General features: G+C 71.2%; 22 protein-coding genes and 2 pseudogenes. 10 read left to right on the top strand and 14 right to left on the bottom strand.

The features are described from left to right. Positions 1-81 precede the first annotated feature (81 nt). The gene (locus BJ965_RS21740) at positions 82-552 is read right to left on the bottom strand and encodes a nitroreductase family deazaflavin-dependent oxidoreductase (protein ID WP_184910186.1); all 471 of its coding nucleotides are present in this window, start codon (positions 550-552) and stop codon (positions 82-84) included. Next, positions 549-1,766, bottom strand: a complete 1,218-nt coding sequence (locus BJ965_RS21735; protein ID WP_184910185.1) for an acyl-CoA dehydrogenase family protein — start codon at positions 1,764-1,766, stop codon at positions 549-551. The genes BJ965_RS21740 and BJ965_RS21735 overlap by 4 nt, the downstream gene beginning before the upstream one ends. 104 nt (positions 1,767-1,870) lie before the next feature. On the opposite strand from BJ965_RS21735, the gene BJ965_RS21730 reads away from it, so the two are divergent. Both BJ965_RS21730 and BJ965_RS21725 read left to right on the top strand, forming a co-directional pair. Further along, positions 1,871-3,040, top strand: a complete 1,170-nt coding sequence (locus tag BJ965_RS21730; protein WP_184910184.1) for a thiolase C-terminal domain-containing protein — start codon at positions 1,871-1,873, stop codon at positions 3,038-3,040. Positions 3,041-3,268: 228 nt separating this feature from the next. Continuing rightward, entirely contained in the window at positions 3,269-3,946 is a 678-nt protein-coding gene (locus BJ965_RS21725; protein WP_184910183.1) for a pyridoxine/pyridoxamine 5'-phosphate oxidase, read from the top strand. Positions 3,947-3,982: 36 nt separating this feature from the next. Here BJ965_RS21725 and BJ965_RS21720 read toward each other — a convergent pair whose 3' ends face one another. The 5 genes from BJ965_RS21720 to BJ965_RS21700 all read right to left on the bottom strand — a co-directional run bounded on the left by BJ965_RS21720 (position 3,983) and on the right by BJ965_RS21700 (position 6,893). Further along, positions 3,983-4,894, bottom strand: a complete 912-nt coding sequence (locus BJ965_RS21720; RefSeq protein WP_184910182.1) for a GNAT family N-acetyltransferase — start codon at positions 4,892-4,894, stop codon at positions 3,983-3,985. 62 nt (positions 4,895-4,956) lie between these two features. Continuing rightward, entirely contained in the window at positions 4,957-5,169 is a 213-nt protein-coding gene (locus BJ965_RS21715; RefSeq protein ID WP_184910181.1) for a DUF4287 domain-containing protein, read from the bottom strand. A 132-nt stretch (positions 5,170-5,301) separates the two neighbouring features. Next, positions 5,302-5,904 (bottom strand): GNAT family N-acetyltransferase, encoded by a 603-nt coding sequence (locus tag BJ965_RS21710; RefSeq protein ID WP_184910180.1) that lies wholly within the window; start codon positions 5,902-5,904, stop codon positions 5,302-5,304. 111 nt (positions 5,905-6,015) lie between these two features. Next, positions 6,016-6,444, bottom strand: coding sequence for a Zn-ribbon domain-containing OB-fold protein (locus BJ965_RS21705; RefSeq protein WP_184910179.1), 429 nt, complete (start codon positions 6,442-6,444; stop codon positions 6,016-6,018). After that, on the bottom strand, positions 6,441-6,893 hold the full coding sequence (locus BJ965_RS21700) for a DoxX family membrane protein (protein ID WP_184910178.1): 453 nt from the start codon (positions 6,891-6,893) through the stop codon (positions 6,441-6,443). Before BJ965_RS21700 ends, BJ965_RS21705 begins: the two co-directional genes overlap by 4 nt. A 412-nt stretch (positions 6,894-7,305) precedes the next feature. Here BJ965_RS21700 and BJ965_RS21695 point away from each other — a divergent pair, with 412 nt between their 5' ends. The 4 genes from BJ965_RS21695 (at position 7,306) to BJ965_RS21680 (ending at position 12,324) form a co-directional block, all read left to right on the top strand. Beyond that, positions 7,306-8,511: a flavin-containing monooxygenase gene (locus tag BJ965_RS21695; protein ID WP_184910177.1), complete on the top strand. Its 1,206-nt coding sequence runs from the start codon at positions 7,306-7,308 to the stop codon at positions 8,509-8,511. Between the two features lie 140 nt (positions 8,512-8,651). Next, positions 8,652-10,877, top strand: a complete 2,226-nt coding sequence (locus tag BJ965_RS21690; RefSeq protein ID WP_184910176.1) for an acetate--CoA ligase family protein — start codon at positions 8,652-8,654, stop codon at positions 10,875-10,877. Further along, positions 10,877-11,668, top strand: coding sequence for an enoyl-CoA hydratase/isomerase family protein (locus tag BJ965_RS21685; RefSeq protein WP_184910175.1), 792 nt, complete (start codon positions 10,877-10,879; stop codon positions 11,666-11,668). Before BJ965_RS21690 ends, BJ965_RS21685 begins: the two co-directional genes overlap by 1 nt. Before the next feature lie 41 nt (positions 11,669-11,709). Continuing rightward, positions 11,710-12,324, top strand: a complete 615-nt coding sequence (locus tag BJ965_RS21680) for a flavin reductase family protein (RefSeq protein ID WP_246545941.1) — start codon at positions 11,710-11,712, stop codon at positions 12,322-12,324. Positions 12,325-12,327: 3 nt separating this feature from the next. Here BJ965_RS21680 and BJ965_RS21675 read toward each other — a convergent pair. Together BJ965_RS21675 and BJ965_RS21670 are read right to left on the bottom strand one after the other, a co-directional pair. Beyond that, positions 12,328-12,546: pseudogene (locus BJ965_RS21675) on the bottom strand (methyltransferase); the annotation flags it as partial. Positions 12,547-12,721: 175 nt separating this feature from the next. After that, positions 12,722-13,864, bottom strand: a pseudogene (locus BJ965_RS21670) (MFS transporter); the annotation flags it as partial. A 31-nt stretch (positions 13,865-13,895) separates the two neighbouring features. Between BJ965_RS21670 and BJ965_RS21665 the strand changes: the two are divergent. Then, positions 13,896-14,720, top strand: a complete 825-nt coding sequence (locus BJ965_RS21665) for a hypothetical protein (RefSeq protein WP_184910174.1) — start codon at positions 13,896-13,898, stop codon at positions 14,718-14,720. Between the two features lie 86 nt (positions 14,721-14,806). Next, on the top strand, positions 14,807-16,258 hold the full coding sequence (locus BJ965_RS21660) for a recombinase family protein (protein ID WP_184910173.1): 1,452 nt from the start codon (positions 14,807-14,809) through the stop codon (positions 16,256-16,258). 82 nt (positions 16,259-16,340) lie between these two features. On the opposite strand, the gene BJ965_RS38755 is transcribed toward BJ965_RS21660, so the two are convergent. The 5 genes from BJ965_RS38755 to BJ965_RS21640 all read right to left on the bottom strand — a co-directional run bounded on the left by BJ965_RS38755 (position 16,341) and on the right by BJ965_RS21640 (position 18,931). Then, a complete protein-coding gene (locus BJ965_RS38755) occupies positions 16,341-16,547 on the bottom strand; it encodes a DUF7848 domain-containing protein (RefSeq protein WP_221513188.1) in 207 nt (68 codons plus the stop codon). Positions 16,548-17,073: 526 nt separating this feature from the next. Then, positions 17,074-17,907, bottom strand: coding sequence for a helix-turn-helix domain-containing protein (locus BJ965_RS21655; RefSeq protein ID WP_184910172.1), 834 nt, complete (start codon positions 17,905-17,907; stop codon positions 17,074-17,076). Beyond that, entirely contained in the window at positions 17,904-18,419 is a 516-nt protein-coding gene (locus BJ965_RS21650) for a DUF6879 family protein (protein WP_184910171.1), read from the bottom strand. Before BJ965_RS21650 ends, BJ965_RS21655 begins: the two co-directional genes overlap by 4 nt. Further along, positions 18,403-18,609: a hypothetical protein gene (locus tag BJ965_RS21645; RefSeq protein ID WP_184910170.1), complete on the bottom strand. Its 207-nt coding sequence runs from the start codon at positions 18,607-18,609 to the stop codon at positions 18,403-18,405. The genes BJ965_RS21650 and BJ965_RS21645 overlap by 17 nt, the downstream gene beginning before the upstream one ends. 127 nt (positions 18,610-18,736) lie before the next feature. Next, positions 18,737-18,931 carry a hypothetical protein gene (locus BJ965_RS21640; protein WP_184910169.1) on the bottom strand — a complete coding sequence of 65 codons (195 nt, stop codon included), beginning with the start codon at positions 18,929-18,931 and terminating at the stop codon, positions 18,737-18,739. Between the two features lie 774 nt (positions 18,932-19,705). On the opposite strand from BJ965_RS21640, the gene BJ965_RS21635 reads away from it, so the two are divergent. Further along, a complete protein-coding gene (locus BJ965_RS21635; protein WP_184910168.1) occupies positions 19,706-19,894 on the top strand; it encodes a helix-turn-helix transcriptional regulator in 189 nt (62 codons plus the stop codon). Beyond that, positions 19,891-20,178: a hypothetical protein gene (locus BJ965_RS21630; RefSeq protein WP_184910167.1), complete on the top strand. Its 288-nt coding sequence runs from the start codon at positions 19,891-19,893 to the stop codon at positions 20,176-20,178. Before BJ965_RS21635 ends, BJ965_RS21630 begins: the two co-directional genes overlap by 4 nt. Positions 20,179-20,182 lie beyond the last annotated feature (4 nt).

Below are 20,182 nucleotides of genomic sequence, written 5' to 3'. Positions count from 1 at the left end.
CTCTTACGTTCCCTTGTCCTGTCTGGCAGGCGGTGGTCCACCCGGGTGGACCACCGCCTGTTGCGCTTTCTCCGCCCGCCGTCAACGCCGCACGAGGCGGAACACCCGGATCTCCCGCTCCACCCGCGCCTGGTACGCCGCGTAGGGCGGCCAGAACCGCAGCAGCGCCTGCCACGCGGCAGCCCGTTCCTCCCCCGCCAGCAGCCGGGCCGTGACCGGGACGTCCCGGCCCTTCCAGCTGATCTCCGCATCGGGATGCGCCAGCAGGTTGTGACTCCAGGCGGGGTGCCCGGGCCGCCCGAAGTTGGACCCGACGAGGATCCAGCAGCGCCCGCCGTCCTCGGGCATGCAGGCCAGGGGGGTACGGCGGGGCAGTCCGCTGCGCGCCCCGGTCGAGGTCAGCACCACCCCGGGGAGCAGTTGCGCGCTGAGCAGCACCCGCCCCCTGGTGAGCCGGTGGACGGCACGGTCGAGGGCGGGCACCACATGCGGTGCCACGCGGGCGAAGCCCCTGGTCGACGACACCTTCTGCACCACACGCGCACCCCTCACGGGCCGGCCTCCTCGAAGACGTGTGCCGCGTCGGCCGCGTGCGCCCGCAGCCGGTGCACCGGCCCGAACAGCAGCTCGTCGCCCGCGGCACGCTTGAAGTACAGATGAGCCTCGTGCTCCCAGGTGAAGCCGATGCCGCCGTGCAGCTGGATCCCCTCGGCGGCGGCGCGGCGCAGCGCTTCGAGCGCCTGGGCGAGGGCGAGACCCCCGGCCGTCTCCTCGGGGGCGGTTCCGCCGCTCGGGGTGGCGGTGGCTTCGGTGGCGGCCGCCCAGGCCGCGTAGTACGCCGCCGAGCGGGCTGTCTGGACCTGGACGTACGCGTCGGCCAGCCGGTGCTTGACCGCCTGGAAGGAGCCGACCGGCCGCCCGAACTGCTCGCGCTGCCCCACGTACTCGACCGTCCGCTCCAGCACCCGGCCGGCCGCCCCCACGGCCTCGGCTGCGAGGCAGGCGGCTGCGGTGCCGCCGAGCCGGGCGAGGGCGGGGAGGGTGTCCACGGTCTCGTCGCCCAGCAACTCGGCTTTTGCATGACGCAGTTGGATCCGCCCCTGCGGGCGGGTGGCGTCCAGCGCGGTCTGCCGTACGCGGGTCAGCCCGGCGGCGTCACCGCGCACCAGGAAGAGCAGGACGCGGGAGCGGGCGAACCCCCCGGCGTGCGCGGCGACCACGAGCAGTGGGGCGCTGTGCCCGTCGAGCACCTGGTCGGCCTGCCCGTACAGCTGCCAGCCGCCCTCGGCCCGCCGGGCCTGGACGCCCCCGGCCCGTCCCCCGCCGGCCCACTCCCCGCGCGGGTCGTGGCCGGTGAGCGCGAGGGCGGTGGCGAGGGCGGGCCCCGGTACGGCGAGGGTGGCGGTGAGTGCGCCGGAGGCGATGCGCGGCAGGAGCTCGGCGCGCTGGGCGTCGGTGCCGAGGTCGAGCAGCAGCGGGGCGGCGAGGACGGCGGTGGCGAGCAGCGAGGTCGGGGCGAGGGTGCGGCCCGTCTCCTCGCAGGCCAGGGCCAGTTCGGTCGCCGTGCAGCCGACACCGCCGTAGGTCTCGGGGAGGGCCAGTCCGGGCAGGCCGAGTTGCTCGGCGAGGGTGGTCCACAAGGCGGGGTCGTGTCCGGCCGGGGTGTCGACGGCGGCCCGCAGCTCGTCCGGACCGCACCGCTTGCCGAGGAGTTCGCGCAGGGTGCGGCTGATCTCGTCCTGTTCGTCGGTGAAGCGGGCGTCCATGGGGCACCTCTCTCCGCATCTGACGATGCGTCATATTAGGGCTGCGGAACGGGGAAGCCCAGAGCCCTGCCGCCCCCACCGTCATCTGATGTACCGTCAGATTCATGGTGGCCCGGAGGAAAGTGGCCGTCGTCGGCGTGGCCCTCTCGGACTGCGGCCGTGTGGACGACGCGACCCCGTACGCGCTGCACGCCCAGGCGGCCCGCCGTGCCCTGGCGGACGCGGGCCTGGACCGGTCGCTGGTCGACGGCTTCGCCTCGGCGGGCCTCGGCACCCTGGCGCCCGTCGAGGTCGCCGAGTACCTGGGCCTGCGCCCCACCTGGGTCGACTCCACCTCCGTGGGCGGCTCGGCCTGGGAGGTCATGGCGGCTCACGCGGCGGACGCCATCGCCGCCGGGCACGCCCGCGCGGTCCTGCTCGTCTACGGCTCGACGGCCCGGGCGGACGTCAGGGCCGGCCGCCGCACCGGGACCCTGTCCTTCGGCGCCCGGGGGCCCATGCAGTTCGAGGTCCCGTACGGCCACACCCTGATCGCCAAGTACGCCATGGCGGCCCGCCGCCACATGATCGAGTACGGCACGACGATCGAGCAGCTGGCGGAGGTGGCGGTGCAGGCCCGGGCCAACGCGGCCCTCAACCCGGAGGCGATGTTCCGCACCCCGATCTCGGTCGACGAGGTGCTGTCCGGGCCCATGATCGCGGACCCCTTCACCAAGCTGCACTGCTGCGTCCGTTCCGACGGCGGGGCGGCGGTGCTGCTGGTGGCCGAGGAGTACGTACGGGACTGCCGGACGTCGCCGGTGTGGGTGCTGGGGAGCGGGGAGTCCGTGTCGCACGCGACGATGTCCGAATGGCCGGACTTCACGGTGTCGCCCGCGGCGGTGAGCGGGCGGCTGGCGTTCGAGCGAGCGGGGGTGCGGCCGGCGGAGATCGAGGTCGCCGAGATCTACGACGCGTTCACCTACATGACGCTGGTGACGCTGGAGGACCTCGGTTTCTGCGGGAAGGGCGAGGGCGGGGCGTTCGTGGCGAAGGGGCGGCTGCGGGTCGAGGGCGGTGAGCTGCCCGTGAACACCGACGGGGGCGGCCTGTCGGCCCAGCATCCCGGGATGCGGGGGCTGTTCCTGCTGGTGGAGGCGGTGCGGCAGCTGCGCGGGGAGTGCGGGGAACGGCAGGTGCGGCGGGGCGACGGCTCACCGCCACGACTGGCGGTGGCGTCGGGGACGGGGGGGTGGTTCTGCTCGTCGGGGACGGTGGTGCTGGGGGCGGGGTGAGGCGCTGGGCGGGGTGAGGCGCTGGGGCAGGGCCGGAGAGGCCCGGGACGGCGAAGGCGGGGGCGGGGCGCCCGCACCGGCGAAAGCGGGGCCGGAGAAGCCCAGGACCGGCGAAAGCGGGGCCGGAGAAACCCAGGACCGGCGAAGCGGGGCCGGAGAAACCCAGGACCGGCGAGCCGGGGAGGCCCGCGTTCCCCGGCGCCGGGCGGAACGGGACACAATCGAGGCATGGCAACCGATCTTCACGAGCTGCTGAGGTCACTGCGGGTCTGGGACCCGAAGGTCACGGACCTGCCCTCCTTCGAGCCGGCCACCGCCCCGGCCACTCCCCTGCCCCTGTTCGCCGAGTGGTTCGCGGCGGCGGTGGCGGCCGGGCAGACCGAGCCGCACACCATGTCGCTGGCGACCTCGGACGAGTCGGGCCTGCCCGACGTGCGGATCGTGATGCTGCACGGCGCGGACGCCGACGGCTGGTCCTTCGCGTCCCACGCCGGCAGCCGCAAGGGACGGCACCTCGCCGCCCGCCCGTATGCCGCGCTCGGCTTCTACTGGCCGGTGCTGGGCCGCCAGGTCCGGGTGCGCGGCCCGGTGACGGCGGCGCCGTCCGGGGATGCCCAGGGCGATCTGCACGCCCGCTCGACGGGCGCGCTGGCCGCGGCGCTGACCGGGCGGCAGAGCGAGGTCCTGCCGTCCTTGGACGACCTGGCCCGTGCCTCGCAGTCGGCGTGGGAACGGGCGTCACGGGAACCGGAGGCGCCGGTGCCGTCCTGGACGCTGTACCGGCTGCGGGCCGAGGAGGTCGAGTTCTTCCAGGGCGACGAGCGACGGCGGCACGTCCGGCTCCGCTACCGGCGGGAAGAGGAGCAGGACGGGGAGGAGTGGTCGCGCGAGCTGCTGTGGCCGTGAAGGGCGGGGGCCAGGGGCCTGGCCACCCACCTCCTTCTACGTGAAGTCGTACACGTCGAAGTCCGCCACCGGCCGGTAGCCGATGCGCTGATAGAGGCCGTTGCTGGTCGGGTTGTCCAGGTCGGTGAAGAGGAGCACCTCGTCCGCGCCGGAGGCCAGGGCGGCGCGGCTGACCTCGGTCGTCGCGGCGCCCGCGTAGCCGCGGCCGCGGAGGTGGGGCGGGGTGTAGACCGGGGCGACACGGACCTGCCCCGCGACCCGGGGGCCGGTGCCGGCCATGGCGACGGGTGTGCCGTCGGCGGTCTCCCACAGGGTGATGCCGCCGCCGGCGATGCGGGCGTCCACCCACTCTGCGGAGTCGCGGACGCTGCCCAGGCCGACGGACACGCTGAACTCGTCGTGCCAGCGCAGCAGAAGCTCGCGGTCCGCCTCGACGGCGATCCGGGGGCCGCCCGGCGGCACGGGGCCCGGCTGGGTCAGGGTGCCGAGCCGGTAGAGCCGCTGGCGCTGGCGGAGGACCGCCGGAGTGCCCGTGTGCCGCTGCCAGGCCTCGGCGAAGGCGGCCGCGGTGTCGCACTCCGCGTTCACGCCGGGCAGACGACGGCCGAGGGCGGCCAGCCGCGCCGCGAGGGAGTCGGCGTCCTCGGGGGTGAGGGCGGTGAGGTTCAGCCAGTGCGGCGGGGTGCGGAAGAAGGCCGCCCGGACCTCTCCCGCCCGTTCCAGCACGCCGAACTCCGGTGCGCCGTCGCCGTACACGCACCGGCCGCGTGTCCGCAGGGTCTCCGTGACGGTCAGCGGCACGGTGTGCAGCGCCGGCCGGGAGCGGAGGAACGCGCCGGCGCGGGTCAGGAAGTCGTCGAGGTCATGGGTGAGGTGCCAGCCGCCCGTATCGGCGTCGGTATCGGTTTCGGTTTCGGTTTCGGGGTCAATTCCGGTTCCGGTGTCCATGATTCATGGTGCCGCGGACCCCCGCCACGGCTCACCCGCTTTTCCGGCGGCCCCCCGCCCGCTCACTTGCCGCTGTTCTCGGCAAGCGTGTGCGCGACCAGCGCGTTGGCGTGGCCGTGGCCCAGGCCGTGTTCGGTCTTGAGCCAGGTGACGAGCTCCATGTGCCGGGTCAGCGGCGAGGAGCGGATGAGCTCCTGCCAGTCGGCGATCGGTCGGCCGTACTTCTTCTCGATGGAGGGGAAGTAGGAGGCGGGGCCCTTCACGGGTGCGGTCATCTCGGCCGGTCCCTTCACTTCTCGGCGGTGCGGCGGCGGTTGCGCTGCGGTTGCCGGGTATGACCGGCGGGGCCGGGCGGACTGATCGGCCAGTCGACGTGACACGCATCACATCGGCCTGCCCCGCCCTCCTCACGGATCCGCCGGCTCCGGGTCCGTGGCCAGGCGGGCGTGCAGATGGGCGTCCCGGAACGCGTCGTGCCGCCCCTCCTGGAAGATCGCACCGCGCAGGGTGCCCTCGTACGGGAACCCGCACCTCTCGGCGATCCGGCAGGACGCGTCGTGACCGACCGCGTGGTCCAACTCCAACCGGTGCATGCCGAGTTCCGTCAACGCCCAGTGGGCGGCGAGCAGCAGGGCCCGGGTGGCGACGCCCTGGCCGCGGGCCTCGGGCAGGACCCAGTAGCCGACCCGGGCGACCTTCAGGTGGTACTTGATCTCGTTGACCCCGATGTGCCCCAGCGGCGCGTCGCTGCGGGCGTCCGCGACCCGGAACGACACCGACGTCCCCTCCAGGGCGCTCTGCGCCCGCGCCCGCAGCGACTCCCGCGCACTCGCCCGGTCCGTGACCAGCCGCAGCGGGGTGTTCCAGCGCCGGAACTCCGGATCGCGCAGCCCCCGCAGCCAGGTGTCGACGTCGGCACCGGATCCGGCGTCCCAGGGGCGCAGACGGAGACCGTGGCCGTGGAGATCCGGGTGGGGGCCGGTGAGGGACTGGTCACGTATGGGGGCCATGGGTCCCATTCAAACCCGTGGTTCGCGGAAACCGGCCTCCCGTGCGCCAAGGGCGGGCAAGGAGTGGGGGAGCCGACTGGGCCGTGGGCAGCGGCCTCCCGCCCGACCGCCTCAGCCCCTCGGCATCCTCCGGAACACCGGCACCCCTGCCCGGAACGCCACCGCCAGTTCCGCCCCGCCCGACAGGTCCGGGTCCTCGCCCGCGAGCGGTGCCGGCGGCTCCCCCTCCCCCACGATCTCCGTCATCATCCGCGGCCCCTCGGCGAGTTCGACCACGGCGGCGACATAGGGGACGCGTTCCGCGAAGGGGGGCAGGTCGTTGCGGTGGACGACGGACCAGGTGTAGAGCGTGGCGCGGCCGCTCGCCGTCTCCCACGTCACGTCCTCGCTCCAGCAGTGGGGGCAGAACTCGCGCGGGTAGTGGTGGGCCCGGCCGCAGGCCCCGCAGCGGCGGATCAGGAGCCGGCCCTCGGCGGCGGCGTCCCAGTACGTCCGCGTGAAGGCGTCGGGCTCGGGCAGGTCGAAGCGGCGGCCGGTCACAGGAACAGTCCGAGCGCGCTGTCCAGCGACCACGTCTGCCAGGACATCCCGAACAGCCCGACCACCGACATCAGCGCCATCATCGAGTTCTGCCCCTGCTCGGCGACGTCGTGCACCATGAGCGTGAAGTACAGGGCGTTGAGGAGGAAGCCGCCGACCAGGGCGATCGGCGTGAGGAAGCCGGTGATCAGGCCCAGTCCGAGCGCCAGTTCCGCGTAGACGACGACGTACGCCAGCACGCGCGGGTGCGGCGCGACGGCCTTCTCGAAGCCCGAACGGACGGCGCTCCAGCGGTGCTCGGCGGCTATGCCGACCGCCCACGCGATGCCGGTTCCCCGCTCGAACCAGGCCTTGCGGTCCTTGTGCCGCCAGCTCTCCAGCCACCACAGCCCGAGCCCGATCCGCAGCACGGCCAGCCATTCCGCCCCGGTGAGCCAGATCGCGTCCATGCAATCTGACGGTACGTCAGATGGGCGGATGCGCAAGACCCGGCGAGCACCATTGCCCACCGGCCACCGCCGTCGCCCACCGGACACCGGGCACCGGACACCGGACACCGGACGCCGGGCACCGGGCACCGGGCACCGGGCACCGGGCACCGGGCACCGGGCACCGGGCACCAGCCACCAGCGCGGCCGGCCGGTCGGCCGGCATCCGTCACGGCCTCCGACCTCCCCCCCTCGGCACCGGAAGCCGTGCCCGCCCCACACCAGGAACGACCAGGGACGATCACCGCCCCGCCACAACCGGGCCCGCTACACCACGAGCCCCACCCTCTCCTCCTACAGCCGTGATCAATCCGAAACCAATTCCGGTCTTGACCGAGACCCATCAAGCGGTCCCGTGATTACGCTCGCGCTCATGGCCGACTCCACACCCCCCACACACGCCTCCGCACAGCCCCCACCCGACCGCCCCGTCTACGTCATCGGCGGTGGCCCCGGCGGGCTCTCCGCGGCGTACGCGCTGCGCGCCCGGGGCATACGGGCCGTCGTCCTGGAGAAGTCCGACCGCGTCGGGGCCTCCTGGCGCCGCCACTACGACCGGCTGCACCTGCACACCACCCGGCGCCTCTCGGCCCTGCCCGGGCTGCCGATGCCGCGCCGGTTCGGGCGGTGGGTGTCCCGGGACAACGTGGTGCGGTACCTGGAGAAGTACGCCGAGCACCACCGCCTGGAGATCGTCACCGGTGTCGAGGTGTCCCGCATCGAGCGCACCCCCGACGGCACGGGCTGGCTGCTGCGCGCCACCGGCGGCCGGGAACTGACCGGCGCGGCCGTGGTCGTCGCCACCGGCTACAACCACACCCCGCGCCTGCCGGACTGGCCCGGCCGCGACGGCTTCACCGGCGAGCTCCTGCACGCGGGCGAGTACCGCAGCGGCAAGCCCTACGCCGACCGGGACGTCCTCGTCGTCGGCGTCGGCAACACCGGTGCCGAGATCGCCGTCGACCTGGTGGAGAGCGGCGCCTCGCGGGTCCGGCTCGCCGTGCGCACCGTCCCCCACATCGTGCGCCGTTCGACCGCCGGCTGGGCCGCCCAGTACAGCGGTGTCCTGGTCCGTCGGCTGCCGGTCGGCCTGGTCGACCGGATCTCCCGGGCGCAGGCCAGGGTGGCCGTGCCCGACCTGTCGGCCCACGGGCTGCCGCGTCCCGACACCGGGCTGTACACGCGGGTGAGGCAGGGGGCCATCCCGGTACAGGACGTCGGCCTGATCGACGCCGTGCGCCAGGGCACGGTGGAGATCGTGGCGGCCCTGGACGGTTTCGAGGACGGCGGCAAGGTCGTCCTCGCCGACGGCACCCGGATCTCCCCGGACGTGGTGATCGCCGCCACGGGGTACGTCCGCGCCCTGGAGGACCTGGTCGGTCACCTCGACGTCCTGGACGACCACGGCAGGCCCGTCGCCCACGGCCCCCGCCCCCCGAAGACCGCCCCCGGCCTGTACTTCACCGGGTTCACCAACCCCATCAGCGGCAATCTCCGCGAGATGGCGCTCGACGCGATGAAGATCGCGAAGGCCGTGGCGAAGAGCGGCACGGGGACGGTCTCCCGCCTGCCGGGCTGAGCACCCGCCGCCATGGCCGGCATGCCCTGAGTCGGTCCCCTCGACAACTTCATGCGCCCACACCGTTCCTGACGTCGCATCAGTTCAGTAATCTGACAGTGCGTCAGTTGGCTGCTGTCTCACAGGAGCGGGCGGAAACGATGCTTGGATCGACCCACGGCACCCTCACCACCGACTCCCGCCGGACCCGGGCCATCGCCTGTGGCGAGCGGTCCGGGCCCGCCGTGCACGGCAGGCCGGCCCAGGCGGGCGACCTGGACGTCAGCGGCCGGCCGCTGCACGCCGGCGTCCCCGATCTGGACCGCTTCTTCCGCCCCCGGTCCGTCGCCGTGGTCGGCGCCTCGGACGCCGAGGGGCGCCCGAACACCGGGATCACACGACAACTGATCGACTGGGCCGAGCGGGTCGGCGCCACGCTGTACCCGGTCCATCCCGGCCGGCCGTCCGTGTTCGGCATCCCCTGCTCCCCTTCCGTCGCCGGCCTGCCCGAACAGGTCGACCTGGCCGTGGTGCTGGTCGGTGACCCCCTCCCGGTGATCGAGGAACTGGCCGAGGCCAAGGCGCGGTTCGCGGTCGTCTTCGCCTCCGGGTTCGCGGAGACCGGGCCGGAGGGCGAGGCCGCCCAGCGACGGCTGGCCGCCGCCGTGGAGCGGTCCGGGCTGCGGCTGCTGGGACCCAACACCAACCTGAACGCCTTCGAACGGTTCCGCGACGACCTTCAGGGGCCGGCGATCGCGTTGATCACCCAGTCCGGCCACCAGGGCCGCCCCGTCTTCGCCCTGCAGGAACTCGGCATCCGCCTCTCCCACTGGGCCCCCACCGGCAACGAGGCCGACCTGGAGAGCGCCGACTTCCTCTCCTACTTCGCCGAGCAACCCGAGGTCGGCGCCATCGCCTGCTACCTGGAAGGCCTGAAGGACGGCCGTTCCTTCCTGCTCGCCGCCGACCGGGCCGCCCGGCTCGGTGTGCCGGTCGTCGCCGTCAAGGTGGGCCGCACCGAGGCCGGGGCCCGCACGGCCGCCTCCCACACCGGCAAACTGACCGGCGCGGACGCCGTGGTGGACGCGGCGCTGCGCCAGTACGGCGTGATCCGGGTCGACGGGCTCGACGAACTCCAGGACACGGCAGCCCTCCTGGCCCGGGCCCGTCCGCCGCGCGCCGACGGGGTCGTCGTCTACTCCATCTCCGGCGGCACGGGCGCACACGTCGCCGACCTGGCGACCGGGGCGGGCCTGAGCCTGCCGGTCCTGTGCGAGGCCAAGCAGGCCGAGCTGCACCAGTGGATCCCCGAGTACCTGAGCGTCGCGAACCCGGTCGACAACGGCGGGCATCCGGTCGGGGACGAACGCGGCCGGAAGATCATCGACGCGATCCTCGACGACCCCGCGGTGGGCGTGCTGATCTGCCCGGTCACCGGGCCGTTCCCCCCGCTCAGCGACCGGCTCGTACGGGACCTGGTGGACGCGGCCGAGCAGACCGACAAACTCGTCTGCGTGGTGTGGGGTTCACCGGTCGGCACCGAACCCGCCTACCGCGAGGTCCTGCTCGGCTCCTCCCGCGTGGCCACCTTCCGCACGGTCGGCAACTGCCTCACCGCCGTCCGCGCCCACCTCGCCCACCACCGCTTCGCTGCCTCCTACCGCTCCCCCTTCGACGAGGCCCCGCGCACCCCCTCGCCGTCGTACCGCAAGGCGCAGGCCCTGATGCAGCCCGGCCGGCAGCTCAGCGAGCACGCGGCGAAGCAACTGCTGCGGGCGTACGGCATCCGCGTACCGCGCGAGCAACTGGTGACCAGTGCGGCGGCGGCCGTCCGCGCGGCCGGGCTGGTGGGCTACCCGGTGGTGATGAAGGCCTCCGGCGCCCGGATCGCCCACAAGACCGAGCTGGGCCTGGTGAAGATCGGGCTGACCTCGGCCAGCCAGGTCCGCGACGCCTACCGCGAGCTGACCGACATCGCCCGCTACGAGGACATCGCCCTGGACGGCGTCCTGGTCTGCCAGATGGTGGAGCAGGGCGTGGAGATGGTCGTCGGTGTCGCCCACGACGACCTGTTCGGCCCGACCGTGACCGTCGGGCTCGGCGGCGTGCTCGTCGAGGTGCTGCGCGACACGGCCGTGGCGGTGCCGCCCTTCGGGGAGGAGCAGGCACGGGACATGCTCGCCGGGCTGCGCGGGCGGGCCCTGCTCGACGGGGTCCGGGGGCGGCCGGCCGCGGATCTGGACGCGCTGGTCGAGGTCGTCCTGCGCGTGCAGCGCATGGCCCTGGAACTCGGGGACCAGCTCGCGGAGCTGGACATCAACCCGCTGGTGGTCCTGCCGCACGGGCAGGGTGCCGTGGCGCTGGACGCGCTGGCGGTGTGCCGCTGATGACGCGGATGGCGGTACTGCACTCGACCGGCGACCACATCCTGTCCGTCACCCTCAACCGGCCCGAGAGCCTCAACGCCCTGACACCCGGGCAGCGCGAGGACATCATCGGGCTGCTGTCGGAGGCGTCCGCGGCTTCGGAGGTGCGGGCCGTGGTGATCACGGGAACGGGCCGCGGCTTCTGCGCCGGGGCGGACCTCCGGGCGGCCGGCGCTCCCGGCGAACGCCTCGCGGGCGACGTCGCCCGCACCCTGCGCACCGGCGCCCAGCGTCTGATCGCCGCCGTGCTCGACTGCGAGAAACCGGTGATCGCGGCCGTGAACGGCACGGCGGCCGGCCTCGGCGCGCACCTGGCGTTCGCCTGCGATCTGGTCCTCGCGGCCGAATCCGCGCGCTTCACCGAGGTGTTCGTACGGCGCGGACTGGTCCCCGACGGCGGTGGCGCCTATCTCCTGCCGCGCCTGGTCGGCCCGCAGCGCGCGAAGGAGCTGATGTTCTTCGGCGACACGCTCACCGCCGCGGACGCCGAACGCCTCGGGCTCGTCAACCGGGTCGTAAGGGACGAGGAACTGGAGAAGACGGCGCGTGCCTGGGCCGAGCGTCTCGCCTCCGGCCCGACCCGCGCCCTCGCCCTGACCAAGCAGCTCGTCAACGCCTCCCTCGACAGCGACCGCGCCGCCGCCTTCGCCGCCGAGGCCGCCGCACAGGAGATCAACATGACGACGGCGGACGCGCGGGAGGGTGTACGGAGCTTCGTGGAACGGCGGAGCCCGGAGTTCAGAGGACACTGACCCTTCCTATCTGACGGTCTGTCAGTTTCAATGACGGGGTGATGGGACAAGCAGGGATGGCGGAAGCCGCCGTCCGCTACCTCAGGTCGGTCCGCACAGCCGCCCCGGAGCCCGTCGAACCGCTGCCGCGCCCCGAGTTGAGGTGCGTCGGCGCCGACGAACGGGCTCCGCTGGACGCCCGGGAGTTCCGCAGGGTGCTGGGGAACTTCGCCACGGGCGTGGCCGTGATCACGGCACCCCCGGCCGCCGGCGGCGGCTCCCCCGCCGGCTTCGCCTGCCAGTCCTTCACCTCCCTCTCCCTCGACCCGCCGCTGGTCGCCTTCATGGTGGGCCGTTCGTCGACGACCTGGCCGCGGATCGCCCGCGCCGGGCTGTTCTGCGTGAACGTGCTGGCCGAGGGCCAGGACGAGTTGTGCCGGGCCTTCGCGGTGAGCGGCGCGGACAAGTTCGCGGGCGTGGCGTACGACGCGGCGCCGGTGTCGGGCGCGCCGCGTCTGACGGGAGCCGTGGCGTGGATCGACTGCGCGATCCACGCCGTGCACACCGGCGGCGACCACCTCATCGTGGTGGGCCGGGTGAACGCCCTCGGCGCAGAAGACACCGACGGCCCGCTGCTCTTCCACCGGGGGCGTTTCGCCCGGCTGGCGCCCTCGTAGAGCTCACACCGTCGTCAGCCGCCACAACGAGGTGACTTCGCCGGCCCGCGCGGCATGGAGCGGATCGCCGGTGTCCCCTGCGCGGGAGTGGCGCGGGCGGGTGTCGAGCCGGTCGGCGACGCGCAGCCCCGCCGACTCGATGGCGGCCGGCAACGCGCCCCGGTCGCGCAGCCCGAGCCGTTCGGCGAGGTCGGACAGGACGAGCCAGCCCTCGCCGGAAGGGCGTTGCCGTACCGGCGCTGGGCGCGCAGATCCACGCGCCAACGGGGTGTTCGCACCGACCAGCGGCGAGTACGTCGACCTCGTCGCACTGGCGCCCCTGCCGTGTGGTCCTCCTCCAGCAGGGCGAACGAACTTGCCGAGCACACGCGCGCGGTGGGCGCGGAACCGGCGGTGTTCAGGCCACCGTCGCGAGCACCGGCCTGCGCCGGATCACCAGCGCCATCAGCGCCGCCGCCGCGCACAACGCCCCGGAGGCGTACCAGACCACGTCGTACGACCCGAAGGCGTCCCGCACGACACCGCCCAGGAAGGCGACGAGGGCCGCCCCGACCTGGTGGGAGGCGAGGACCCAGCCGAAGACGATCGCGCTGTCCTCGCCGTACTGCTCGCGGCACAGGGCGAGGGTGGGCGGGACCGTGGCGACCCAGTCGAGGCCGTAGAAGACGATGAAGAAGATCATCGGGGGATGGACGGCGGGGCCCAGCAGGAGCGGCAGGAACATCAGGGACACGCCTCGCAGCGCGTAGTACACGGCCAGCAGGCGGCGTGGCTCGAAGCGGTCCGTGAACCAGCCGGAGGCGATCGTGCCGACGACGTCGAAGACGCCGATGACGGCGAGCAGGGACGCGGCGGCCTGGACGGGCATGTGGTGGTCGTGGGCCGCGGGGATGAAGTGGGTCTGGATCAGGCCGTTGGTGGAGGCGCCGCAGATCGCGAAGGTGCCGGCGAGCAGCCAGAACGGGCCGGTGCGTACGGCGGACAGCAGCACGGTCACGGCCCGGCGGGCGGCGCCGGGCACGGGCGGCGGCTTGGGCACGAACTCGGTGGCGCCGTACGGCTTCTGGCCCACGTCGGCCGGGTGGTCGTGCAGCAGCAGCCAGACGAACGGGACGACCGCGAGCGCGGCGAGCGCGACCGTCACGGCCGCCGGGCGCCAGTCGTGGCGGTCGATGATCCAGGACAGCAGGGGCAGGAAGATCAGCTGGCCGGATGCCGAGGCGGCGGTGAGGATGCCGCTGACCAGGCCGCGCCGTGCGGTGAACCAGCGGTTGGTGACGGTCGCGGCGAAGGCCAGCGCCATGGAGCCGGAGCCGAGACCGACGAGCAGGCCCCAGCACAGCATCAGCTGCCAGGCCTCGGTCATCCACACGGTGAGCAGGGATCCGGCCGCGATCACGGTCAGGGCGACCGCGACGACCCGGCGGATGCCGAAGCGGTCCATCAGGGCCGCCGCGAACGGGGCCGTCAGACCGTAGAGCGCCAGGTTCACCGAGACGGCGGCGCCGATCGTGCCGCGCGACCAGTCGAACAAGTGGTGAGCCTCTGGGGCACTACCGAGGAGGTCACCGATGGAACTCACCTGGCAGAAGGAAGCGGCCAGTAGCTACTACGCCACCAACCAGAGCGGCAACGTCGTCGCCACGGCGCACAAGGAAGCCAAGGTCTGGCACGTCGAGGTGGCGCACGACAACCGCGTCCGGCAGGTCGGCACGTACCGGCAGGCTCGGGAGGTTGCGGCCCGAGGGCTGGAAGACCAGCGCTGGGAGAGCGTACGGGCCGAGGTGCTGGCCGAGGGGGACACCCTGCGCTTCTACGAGGGGGAGGGCACGGTTACGGCCGTTGAGGAGGTGGGCAACAACCTCGGACAGCTTCGGGTTACGACCCTCTTCAATGGCGAGAGCAGCACGATCACGGTCTACCCCGGTTCCACGTTCGAGCGTCTGCGCAAGCCTGAGCCGGTCGAGGAGTCTGCTCCCGTCCGCACTCTCGATCACCCTGCGGACGCTCAGGCTCTCGCCGAGGCCGAGGCAGGCGAGCGCTTCGCTCCCGAGGCGCTGGGCATGCAGACGATCGACCTTCACCCGTTCATCGCCGTTGTCGACGTGATCGCCGGTACCGGCGTCCTGATCTCTCCCCCGGCGAGTGAAGACCTGCCCCTGTCTGAGGGCGGCGCCACGCTGCATGACGCCTTGCTCGCCGACACCTGCCGCCGCCTCTCCTCGCTCGGCGTCGAGCCGCTCGAAGGGGAGGACGGCAGCCTGTCCCTCGAAGGGGTCACCGATGACGGCCGGAAGGTGTTCAGCCTCTTCGTCTCGTACTGCATCACGACTGAGCCGGACTTCGAAGAGGTGGCCGCATCCGTCGAGGCGCTGCGGCAGGCTGCCGGTCTCTGAGAGACGCACGTCACGGGGAGGCCGGTACCGGCTGGCCTCCCCGCTCCCTCATCATCGAACACAGACCAGAGCAGGAGAGAGACCCGGTGAACGTCACCATCTACGTACGGCTCAGCCTCGATCAGCACGGGGACGAGTTGGGTGTTCAGCGGCAGGCGGACGAGTGTCGAGCGTTCGCCGAGTCGCGAGGCTGGACCGTGCGAGAGGTCATCGCAGACAACGACATCAGTGCCACCTCGGGCAAGGTGCGTCCGGGGTTCGAGCGACTGTTGGCGTCCAAGCCTGAAGCGATCCTCAGTTGGCACACGGACCGGCTCATCCGTAAGACCGAGGATCTTGAACGAGTCATCAATCTGGGTGTGAACGTCCACGCCATCCACGCCGGACACCTGGACCTGTCAACGCCCGCCGGTAGGGCAACGGCTCGCACGGTTACGGCGTGGGCGACATACGAGGGTGAGCAGAAGGCGCTGCGACAGAAGGCGAGCAACCTTCAGGCAGCGAAGAACGGCACCCCGCACAAGGCAGGCATCCGCCCCTTCGGGTACGCCAACGACTACGTGACCGTGGTCGAGGCCGAGGCGGAAGCGATCCGCAAGGGTGCCGAGATGGTTCTTCAGGGCGAGACCCTGGCGGCCGTCGCTCGCTACTGGACCAGCCTCGATCTGCTCGCTCCCCGCTCGTCGTCCGGCAAGGCGAAGGGCGAGGCGAAGGGGTGGGGCGTCGGCGGAGTGAAGAAGGTGCTCGTCTCCCCCCGGTACATCGCTCAGGCCACCTACCGGGGGGAAGTCGTCGGCGAGGGCCAGTGGCCCGCCATCCTTGACGAAGCGACTCACTACGCTCTCATCTCGGCACTGACCAACCCGAAGCGGTTCACGGGTGGCGCCCGTACCGGCTCGGCCCCTCAGACCCTCCTCGCCGGACTGGCCACCTGCTCGAAGTGCGGGGAGGCCGTACGGGGTGGCATGTACCGAGGGACGCCGGTCTACCGGTGCGGACAGAAGCACGTCAGGGTGCCCCGAGAGCTGGCCGACAAGCGGGCCGGTAACGCCGTCCTCGCCCGGCTCGTCTTCCCTGACTTCCTGCCCTCGATCCTCGCCGCCCGACAGGAGCAGGGCGACGACTCGGCCCACCTTCATGCCGAGGCGCAGACGCTGCGCGAACGGCTCGACGGGTTGGCCGTGGCCTACGCCTCGGGAGCCATCACCCTCTCGCAGATGACGGCCGGTACCGCGGCGATCCGGGCCCGGCTCGACGAGATCGACGAGAAGCTGTCCGGGGTTACGGGCCTGCCTCCGATCGACCCCGTGAAGGGCGTTGCTGCCTTGATCGAGGACTGGCCGAAGACTCCGCTCCCCGTCCGTCGGGCATGGGTGAAGTTCGTGCTCACCATCGAGATGCACCCGAACGGCTTCAAGAAGGCGGTGAAGATGACCGTGGACGACTACATGACGAGCGAGTGGAATCACCCCGAGGTCGAGGTGACCCGCGAAGGCGTCGAGCTGTACGCCCAAGCCCTCGCCGACGAGAAGGAGTGACGGCCGGCTGAACCCTCCCCAGCCGCCGACTCGACCCCGTCAGACCCCATCACTGGGCGTCTGGCGGGGTCTCTGCGTTCGGCTACTCGGCTCGCTCGACGAGAGCGAGCGACGTGCACGACCGCCGGAAGGTCGCGTGCCCTGTCCGGCCGGTGTGGGTCATGCACTCGACGTCGACCGGCGCACCATCTGTCGACGACTTCGCCTTCCAGTCGCACGTCATGCACTCGGCCGCGAACGTCAGCCAGGTGTCCGGTTGTTGGGTGATCCGATGCTTCACGTACCGCATGACGGAGCGGGTCACTGCGCGCCCTCTCGGGCCCTCATCGCCTCGGCCAGCAGCTCGGCAACGTCCGCTCGAACCATGCCTACCTGTACGTAGGCCGTGCCCTTGTGGGTGACAACAGGGCGCACCGTCCCCCAGACGCTCTCTGGGACGCCGAGAGAGACGAGAGCCGCCCGCAGTGCCTCGGTCGCTGCAACGGCCGTAGCTCGGCCGTCTCGCCACGTCCGCATGTCCATCACTCGGCCCCGTGGTCTTCCCGCAGGTGTGTACGGAGCACGACGTTCGCGTCCGACACCTTCGAGTAGTCCCCGACCGATCGGGCGTTGGTTCGAGTCACTGCGTGGCCGAGGCATTCCCGGCAGCTTGCTACGGGTTCCGGCTCCTGATCCGGGGCCGTCAGGTGTACCGGCCCCGTGATCGTCGTCTTCGGTGTACTCATACCGTACGGCCTCCCGGACTTCGTATCTGCCGAAGCATGATCCCGCGGAATGTGCACCGGTCCTCGGTTCATGCGCGTTGTCGACTGAAGTCATGCACGGCAGGCAGCCGACCACTCGGCGAGCCTCGCTCGAAGTTCCTCACCGAACAGCGCGCATTCCTCGTATCCCGCGAATTCCTTCAAGTAGGACTGCACGTCTCGGCCGTCACGCAGTACGAGACTTCCCGCCGATGTTTCGATGGTAACCAACGACGCATCGTAGATGGTGAAGGTATTCAACGGCGCCCGAGGAGTTACCGCACCCACGGGAATCACGCCGATGTGCACATTCGGAAGGTAGGACAGGGAAGACAAGCGGTCCATCTGTTCGGCCAAAGCCAACGGCGAAACGACAGGCCAGCGAACGGCCTGCTCGGTCAGTAGGAACGTGAACTGTTTCGACACGTCGTAGAGAACGGCTTGCCGTTCCAGCTTTCCCGCGACTGCCTTACTCGTATCTGCCGGGGAGTGAGCGAGGCTCGCCCGTACGTATTCCGGCGTGGCGAGGAGACCGGTAATCATCGAGAGCAGGAAGTAGCGCATGTCCGTCGAGGATGCTTCAAGCCCTTTCAGCTCTGCCTGTCGTGTTCCGAGCCCCTTACGGCGAAGCTCCCGCAGGTTCCGCCATTCCGTGTTGGCCATCCTGGCGAGCGCGGACGCCTCGGCGACCAGTTCGGGCGGCGCCTCCAAGGCTCTGAGGATCGCCTCCACGTCGACCAGGGACGGCCGTGTCCGGCCGTTCTCGATCCGGCTCACCTTGGACTGAGACATGTTGCAGCGCGCGGCGAGCCGATCCCCTGAGAGACCGGCTCGCTTGCGTAGCTCTCGGAGCAGGGAGGCAAGTTCCGGGCCGGACTCGCCGAGCTGCTCGGCCTCGAACGTCACCCCTTCACGTACTCCAGGAACGGGACCGACTCAGCCACGGCGATGCGCTGGTATTCGATGAAGGCGGCCGGCTCGCCCTCGAACAGCTCTCGACTCACCTGCGTGCCGTCGCGCTCGTAATGCATGAGAACGACCGTCGAGCGATCGAACATCCAAAAGTCTTGGACTCCCGGCAAGGGATTCTCTCGCTCGGTCACGTCGAGAATTCGGATGTCCTCCCCGGCGAGTACGTGCGGGGCGTAGTACCGGGAGAACTCGAATTGCAGATACTCGGAGAGTGGCCGAGTCACGATGTGCACTCGCCCCTTACGCCTCCCCTCACTGCGAAGCCTCTTCAGGTCTTCCGTGTACGGCGACGAGTAGGTTTCCGGGTCGACTCGCCTACCCGATCGGAAGGCTTCGAGCTCTCCGGATTCCTGCGGTACGAGGTACTGCGGCAAGGTTTCCAGTCGCCACGCCTCGGACTGGAATCCCCGAAGGGTGGCCTTCCAGTCGTCACCATCCAAGAGCACGAACAGCCTCCCGAAGAACGCTCTCGGGAATCTCCACAAGCCCTTCCCCCTGCGGCGGAGCGAAGGCACTGGAAACGTCGCCCTGCACGACGAACGTTCCCCGCTCGGTCCGGTAGACATTCGGGCAGTCGTCTTCGCCGCACTCGCCGTTTCCGTTGCCGGTAAGCCGAGTCAGTTCTTCGCGTGCCATGCGAAACTCCCTTGTCTGACGGCCCGGCTGGGCCGTTGGACACGACCGTACGAGCGTCATGCTCGGCCGTCCATGCACGTTCGTGGGTATGCACGTTGTTGCATGAACTGCCCGGCGTGACACCGCCTCATGGGAGAAGGGGGCGCCCCTCCTGCGCGGCCTTGATGTGCTCGGGCTTCAGCGCCTCCTCGCCGTACCGGGCAGTGAAGGCGCGCACTCGACCGAGGGGGGAGTCTGGCAGGGGCGGCTCCTCGCTGATCGTGAAGCCGAGCGCCTGTGCCCAGAACGCGGCGCCTACGTCATGCGGGTTGTTCATGTCCATGCGGAGACCGTAGATCGAGGGTCTGACAGTTGGGTGACCGGCGTCACGGCAGGCCGACCTTGTCAAACCAAGATCGTTCTCCCACCAGTAAGTGAGGGCACTTGGGGCACCGGCTCGAAGGCCGCAAGTGAGCCCGCTCGCAGTCTCGACGGGTCGCTTGTGGAACACCCTGCTCGTTGGCTCTTTGTAAGTGAGGGCAGTTGACCCCTCAGCCAACAGGTGACCGGCGTCACTCGAAGCCGCCTTTGTGGGACCATGATCGACTTCCGTACAGTAAGTGAGAGTGCTTCGCTCCCGATTCGGCGGGTGACCGGCACCACGTTGGGGCGATGGAAACTCCCACCCCGCCCACTGCATCCTTCTTGGTAGGAGGGTTCGCCCCTCGCTCGCCTGGCCTACACGGTCGGGCCCCTCCTCCTTGTGCTGCTCGGTAACGACGGCGCAGCCATCAGACCTCGCGGACGCGTCCTCCTCCTGCGCGTCCTTCTCGGGTCGAGCCTCGGTTCACTCCTGTCCGAGCGCTCCCCACAGGTCACCCTCGCCTCGTCGGTCCCGGTCACTGATCAGCGAGGCGGGGGTGACGCACACAGGCTTCCCCCTCTGGCTCCTTGGCGTTCTTCGCGGCTCGCCGGATCTCGACCGAGGGGGATCACTCGTCCGCCCCTCGCGCGTGGGGGCGGAACGGCCCTGGGCCGCCTGCTCCGGTAGGTGGCTCGGGGCCTCTCTCATTTCGGCACTCACTCACAACAACGCAGCAAGGAAGGAGGTCCGCGAGTGGACCTTGAAGCAGGAACGTACATCGGCACCCGAGAGGCCGCCGCCATCGTCGGCGTGTCCTCGGCCGCACTCCGCCTCTGGCGCTCCGAAGGGCGAGGCCCCGACTACGTGAAGCTCGGCGCGAACGTCGTCTACCGACAAGACGTCGTCGAGGACTTCGCCCGCAAGCGGGAGGCCAGCCAGTGAGCGACGGACACGACTACTGGACGGTCAGAGATACCGCCGCCTACCTCGTCGGGTGCCATCAGAGCTGGCTTCGAGCGGACTTCGGGGTCAACGCGGAGTTCTGGAAGCCGCTGTTCACGACGGGCCCGGATGGTGGCTGTCTGATCGACGTCACCGCGCTTGCGGACATCATGGCTCGCGCCCCTGAGCGGATGTCCTGGCCGAAGACTCGGGCGCCGTGGTCCACGCGCTCAGCCAAAAGGCGCCGCAAGCGTGAGCGGGAGGCTGGCCGCACCACCCTCTGACAGC

Origin of the sequence: Streptomyces luteogriseus (genome assembly GCF_014205055.1) — a bacterium.
GTDB classification, from domain to species: domain Bacteria; phylum Actinomycetota; class Actinomycetes; order Streptomycetales; family Streptomycetaceae; genus Streptomyces; species Streptomyces luteogriseus.
Note: the sequence above shows the minus strand (reverse complement) of the source record. Positions and strands in the feature narration are given on the sequence as shown.